The sequence below is a fragment of the Bacillus sp. AFS018417 genome (assembly GCF_002560985.1).
Taxonomy (GTDB): Bacteria; Bacillota; Bacilli; order Bacillales; family Bacillaceae_G; genus Bacillus_A; species Bacillus_A rhizoplanae.
In genome coordinates, this window is sequence record NZ_NTTM01000004.1 from 253,648 (window position 1) to 259,944 (window position 6,297).

A 6,297-nucleotide genomic window follows, 5' to 3' on the forward strand; every position below is an offset into this window, starting at 1 on the left:
TGAATTTGGGCTAGTGATTTTTGTTTGCCTTTAGAGTATTTTATGTTAATATAAAAATAGTACCAGGTTCTAATAACAACTATAATTTATGAATATAGGAGGATAAATACATGAATCTTCTCAATGTAAAAGGAAAAAATATTGTCGTAATGGGCGTTGCAAACCAACGAAGCATCGCTTGGGGAATCGCGCGTTCATTACATAATGCAGGAGCAAACTTAATCTTCACTTACGCAGGTGAACGTTTAGAAAAAAATGTACGTGATTTAGCGGAATCATTAGAAGGACAAAAATCACTTGTATTACCATGTGATGTAACAAGCGACGAAGATATTGCAAGCTGCTTCCAAACGATTAAGGAAGAGGTTGGAGTTATTCATGGACTGGCTCATTGCATTGCATTCGCAGAACGTGATGATTTAAAAGGTGAGTTCGTTGATACATCTCGTAATGGCTTCTTGTTAGCTCAAAATATTAGCTCATTCTCATTAACAGCTGTAGCAAGAGCAGCGAAAGAAGTGATGACAGAAGGTGGAAGCATCGTAACGCTAACATATCTAGGCGGCGAGCGTGTTGTATCGAACTACAACGTAATGGGTGTTGCAAAAGCATCATTAGACGCGAGCGTAAAATATTTAGCGAACGACTTAGGAAAGCATAATATCCGTGTCAACTCAGTATCTGCAGGACCAATTCGCACATTATCAGCAAAAGGTGTTGGCGATTTCAACAGCATTTTAAAACAAATTGAAGAACGCGCACCACTTCGTCGTAACGTAACGCAAGAAGAAGTAGGAAATACAGCGTTATTCTTATTCAGTGACCTAGCAAGCGGTGTTACTGGTGAGAATATTCATGTGGATTCTGGATATCATATTTTAGGTTAGTACGAAAAGATAAATTAACTATATTTATAAAATAAAAAGCCCTCTTGAATTGTAAAAAATACGATTCAGGAGGGCTTTTTAAATGTAAAGTTTAAAGGAAACGACACAAAGAGCAGTAGAGTCGATTAAATATGAAGCGAACTCATTTTTGAATTTGAAAGTCTCTTATATTAATGAACTAGCAAAGTTGTGTAATCAGTTGAATATTAATATTACTAATGTAGCAAAAGGAATGGGATTAGACAATAGGAATGGAACCAGTGCAGCGATGCTGATTCCATTGGCTAATTTGTATTCTAACAGAGGAGTACTACGGCGTTCCCGATGTCATACAGAGCACCTTCATATCGGTTATACGGTACACTTCTGTTACAGTTTCTCATTAGTAGGACCAAACTAGGCAATGATAACGGTTGGCATCGAGAATAAGAGTAGGGAGGAAAGAGTTAGATTATCACTTATCCCGCTATTCGCGGGCAGTAAGACTCCCACCTCAAGATTGAGAGAAGCGAAGAAGATAGGTGGGGGATAACTGCCCGTAAAAGCTCGATTGGTTCAACTAACCATCAGTGGGGGCTGAAGAAAACCCCCACTAATGGAAGTTTCACTTTATCCAATGATTAAAATTATAAATTCAAATGTTACATTTTTAAAGATAAAGTTATAGAGTATTTCCTGCTCCGCGAATTTAATAAGAATGTTCTCAATTCCCGCACTGTAAAAATCGACTATAGCGTTACAGTAACCCATTGAGATTCTTTAACATACCTTAGAACATACAAACAGTAAGATCAAAAAAGTCATCACAAGTCGTCAGCACAATTACAGAAATGATTGGCGGATCCATTTAGTTATATCAAGGCTTATCCGCCTATTTGCATGCCCATACAACAACAATGATAATGACATAAAATAATATAGTACCGAAATTTAAGTGAAGGAGGTGCTCGAAATGAATGGTTTTTGTAATCAATTATGTAACTTAATACCAGGAATTGAGGTTGATTTCTTATTAAGGGGAGCCTCTAGAATGATTACCCTGACTTTTATAAAATTTGATCCTGAGGATGGGTGTATTACAGGGAAAGATTGTAATGGAGCTATTAGAACATTAAGTTGTCATTGTATTTGTGCGTTTTCACCCCGTATTCCTCGGAAAGAATTATGTTGTAAAATTATAGTGGAGCATAAGACGCAACTGGTGCCTCCTGCAAAAAGGGGAACTGCCCGTGCCACTAAAACGGTAGTAGCTAACATTGAAAAGGTATGTCCGGAAGTGGTTGTTATTTGTGGTGTGATTCATAAAACCATAACCTATACGGCAGTAATAGATGGTTGTGAGGTTGAGAACCATGTAATTAAAGACGATGTCCCATTTCAATGTCTGATTGAACAAAATGATAAGAAGGAAGGGGATGATCAATGCGGTATTACTCAACAGGATGGCATCAAGGAAGGGGATCAATTCCGTATTATCCATCAGGGTATTTTGTGCGAGGTTTTCGCGCATGAAGCAAATTTTGGCGGACAAGATCATTCAGTCGCCTTTAATTTTGTAGAAAAAGATATTGTTAAGGTATGTATTGAAAAAGTAAGATAAACCAACTATTGACAGAAACCCCCATCAGTATTCGACTGATGGGGGTTTTATTTTGTTTTACGGGATAGAATCAGCAACTGAACGACGAAGTGTAACAACGAAAGATGAAAAAACTAATTCATCTTATAACAGACCCGTTCATTATGAATGAAAGAATCATGAAGGACCAAATAAAAGACTCACAATGATGAATTTATCCAAACCATTATTATTGTAAACACATACTATAGTTTGAAAAAGAGGGGAATTCGACAGAAATAGATTTTTTTCTTTTTTTACATTCAAATTTATTAAAAAGGAGTGTAAAACTGATATGTCAGTAGTTGCAATTATTACGGGAAATGGTCCATGTTCAGCTGCTCCCCTTTTACGAGCAACCGTTACAGTAAATATCATAAATAGCGGACCAAATGCTGGGTGCGCAGAAATTATAGTAACCAATAGTCCGAGCAGTAAAGGTTTCATAGATTCTTTAGGTTTAACTGTGAATAACCCGGGTCCATTTACCCAGGTGTCAGGCCCAGGAAATGAAGGATCTTTAAGTGGCGGGAAATGTCTTAGAGGTTGTCTCCCGAATTCCGATATTGTACAAAAGTTTAAAACGCAATCACAAAGAATTAATCCGGGTAATTCGGGTACATTTGTTATTTGTTCCACTACATCGTTTACGGAGGCACAGTTCCAAAGCATTGGATTACATTTCAAAGGTATCGAGGGAAAGGATAGTATCTGTTTAAGTGGCTCTTTTGGTCCTGTAACAACAACGCCAACTGTATGCACGATTCCAAACCCGCAAACTTGCTGTCAAGTAGTCGTTGAATTTAAAACAAAGCTCGTTCCGCCTGCATTAGTTGGGCATGACGTTAAAACTGAGGTGTTTTTCACACAACCGCCTGTTGTTGAAGATGTTTGCCCTGAAAAAGTCATCATTTGCGGCTCGCTAGCGAAAAAAATTACGTTCATAGCTGTGGATGAAAAAGGAAAACGATGTAAGAAAGTCATTTGTGACGAAAGAGCATTCCAATGTATCATTGACCGTGATGATGCAAACGAAGGAGACCATTTCGAAGTTTGTGGATTTGCCGTTTTATGTAACGGTACACCAAGACCACAAAATTTCGGAACACGCCCAGGATATAAAGCAGGAAGCACTGTTGAGGTATTCTGGAAAGTTATTGAAAAAGACATTGTCAAGGTTTGTATTAGAAAGAATGATTGCAACGATTGTAATCCGATCTCACCTTGTCACCCAACCTCATTTTCTGACTAGTCTCTCTAAGTAAGCAATAAGAAAACATAGAGACCTCTCGACTCTTTATGATTATTGAGGTCTTTTTATATGCAAAGACAGAACAAAGCTTTGATTGCCAGTTTAGGCACCATCATGAACTAGACGATATAGACATCTGTGACTTTCGGATAAGGCTATTAAGTTGGCAGGTAAACAAATAAAAGAAGGAAAAAATCAACCGTTATTATACAGTCATCATTCGGATTTATCCCGCTATTCGTGGGCAGTAAGACCCCCACCTCAAGATTTAGAGAGAAGCGAAGAAGCTAGGTGGGGGATAACTGCCCGTAAAAGCCCGATTGGTGGGAGATTTCCATCAGTAGGGGATGAAGAATCCCCCGCTGATGGAAGTTTCACTTTATATAAACTTCAGCTTCATATGCAGAAAAGTGTGATTGTGAAATAGATAGAACAAACTGCTGAAACACAGGAAAACAAAAGCATCATTGTTTGTTAGCTGCTTTAAGCTGATATTAATGAACTATAGAGCATACTGTAGAAAAAGTTTACATAAATTGTAACAATATTGATTTTATAGAAATGATAACTTCATTAATTAAAAAACAGAGATTTTTACTTGTCTTATATGTAAAGAAATATAGTTTTTGGGGAGGGTAAATATTTGAAAGTTTTAGTCACAGGCGGGGCAGGTTTTATTGGTTCACATATTGTTGAATCCTTATTGGAAAACAATATAGAGACAGTAGTTATTGATAATTTAGCTACTGGGCATAAGTATCATATTCCATCGGGAGTTGCTTTTTATCATTTTGATGTACGAGATCCTGATATTGATAAAATTTTTATGATAGAAAAACCAGACTTTGTAATACATCAAGCGGCGCAGGTTTCTGTGCAGGAATCTGTAAAACAGCCACTTTACGATTGTAGTGAAAATATCATGGCGACTGTAAATATTCTACAATCTTGTATAAAGTATAACGTGAAAAAAATTATCCACGCATCAACTGCTGCTGTATACGGTAATCCTAAATATTTACCTATTGATGAGAATCATGATCGTAATCCTGTATCATTTTATGGTTTATCGAAATTGACCAGTGAAACATATATTCAATTATTTGCAAAACTTTCGGGTTTAAAGTACACAATTCTTAGATATTCCAATGTGTATGGTACAAGGCAGGATACAAATGGAGAAGCTGGTGTTATTTCCGTTTTTATTGACCGTTTATTAAAGAATGATAGTCCAATTATATATGGTGATGGAAATCAAACAAGAGATTTTATCTTTGTTAAAGATGTAGCATATGCTAACTTTTTGGCTCTTAGGAATGCTGACAATCAAATATGTAATATTAGCTCGAATCAACAAACTTCAGTCAATGAACTGCTGGATATAATCTATAGCTTAATGAAAATAGAAAATAAAAGAATATACAAAGAGGAAAGACCAGGGGATATTGTTCATAGCTATCTATTAAATAATAAAGCTAGAAAATACTTAAATTGGGATCCAAAGTTTTCATTACTTCAAGGATTGGAAGAGACGATTTCCTTCTTCCGTAAAAAATAAAGCGATCGCATGCAATACACTAAAATTGGAAATTATTATATTCTCTATAAAACATTACGAATGCTTTTAAAAATGATCCTAGAGTCAGAGTTGTTTATTAATTACAGAAATATCTGCTTTCTATAATTCCTTAGATTTGTTATCAATAGGGAGAACCGGAAACTGCATGTGAAGCATACACTTGTTGAACACCTGTACTTTCAAAAAGTAGTTCACCATATCTATAACATATAACTTAAATTAGGAAGAAAAGCTTATATCGTAAATAGATTAAGCTTTTCTTTCGTGTTCTTTTTCATAATATGGGTATTTTCTTAGCTTTTAATCCTCTTGTTTATCCCGCTATTCGCGGGCAGTAAGACCCCCACCTCAAGATTCAGAGAGAAGCAAGGAAGATAGGTAGGGGATAACTGCTGGCATGTGGTCGATTGGTTCAACTAATCATCAGTGGGAATGAAGGAAACCCCCACTGATGGAAGTTTTACTTTATAAAAAATAGGGAATGTACCTTATGTAGATAGATAAAGAATAGATTTTTAATGAAACTTCTCCGCCCAGTATGAATATAACTGTAATAACGTACGTTTCAGTAAAGAGGGGGATTGGGGATGGCGGACAAACAAATAAAGGAAGGGAAAAATCAACCGTTATTATATACTCATCGTTTGGATTTATTTAAACTTCAGCGCCATGTGCAGCGGAGTGTGATTGTGAAACAGACAGAACAAACGGCTGAAACACAGGAAAACGAAATAGATCATGTTGAAAATAGTGAACAGACTCACCATATTGTAGAGGAGGTAAACGTAGCTGATCCACAACACATGCAAACGGATGAACCGGAGATAGATGTTGTTGAACAACAAAACATGCAAACGGATGAACCGGAGATAGATATCGTTGATCCACAACACATGCAAACGGACGTACCTGAGATAGATGTCGTTGATACACAAAATATGCAAACGAATGAACCTGAGAT

7 protein-coding genes are annotated in these 6,297 nt (G+C 36.5%); all 7 read left to right on the top strand.

What is annotated here, in order from left to right; all coding sequences use genetic code 11:
- Positions 1–110: 110 nt before the first annotated feature.
- Positions 111–887 (top strand): enoyl-ACP reductase FabI, encoded by a 777-nt coding sequence (fabI, locus tag CN326_RS03475; protein WP_098306231.1) that lies wholly within the window; start codon positions 111–113, stop codon positions 885–887.
- Between the two features lie 124 nt (positions 888–1,011).
- Entirely contained in the window at positions 1,012–1,287 is a 276-nt protein-coding gene (locus tag CN326_RS24925; RefSeq protein WP_255258084.1) for a hypothetical protein, read from the top strand.
- A gap of 552 nt (positions 1,288–1,839) precedes the next feature.
- Complete coding sequence (locus CN326_RS03485; protein WP_098306233.1) at positions 1,840–2,487, top strand: hypothetical protein; 648 nt, start codon at positions 1,840–1,842, stop codon at positions 2,485–2,487.
- A gap of 313 nt (positions 2,488–2,800) precedes the next feature.
- Entirely contained in the window at positions 2,801–3,757 is a 957-nt protein-coding gene (locus CN326_RS03490) for a hypothetical protein (RefSeq protein ID WP_098306235.1), read from the top strand.
- Positions 3,758–3,920: 163 nt separating this feature from the next.
- A complete protein-coding gene (locus CN326_RS24485) occupies positions 3,921–4,184 on the top strand; it encodes a hypothetical protein (protein ID WP_176524521.1) in 264 nt (87 codons plus the stop codon).
- 216 nt (positions 4,185–4,400) lie between these two features.
- On the top strand, positions 4,401–5,315 hold the full coding sequence (locus tag CN326_RS03500) for an NAD-dependent epimerase/dehydratase family protein (RefSeq protein WP_098306237.1): 915 nt from the start codon (positions 4,401–4,403) through the stop codon (positions 5,313–5,315).
- A gap of 608 nt (positions 5,316–5,923) precedes the next feature.
- Positions 5,924–6,297, top strand: a 374-nt coding sequence (locus CN326_RS03510) for a hypothetical protein (protein ID WP_141524958.1), incomplete at its 3' end; no start/stop codon positions are given.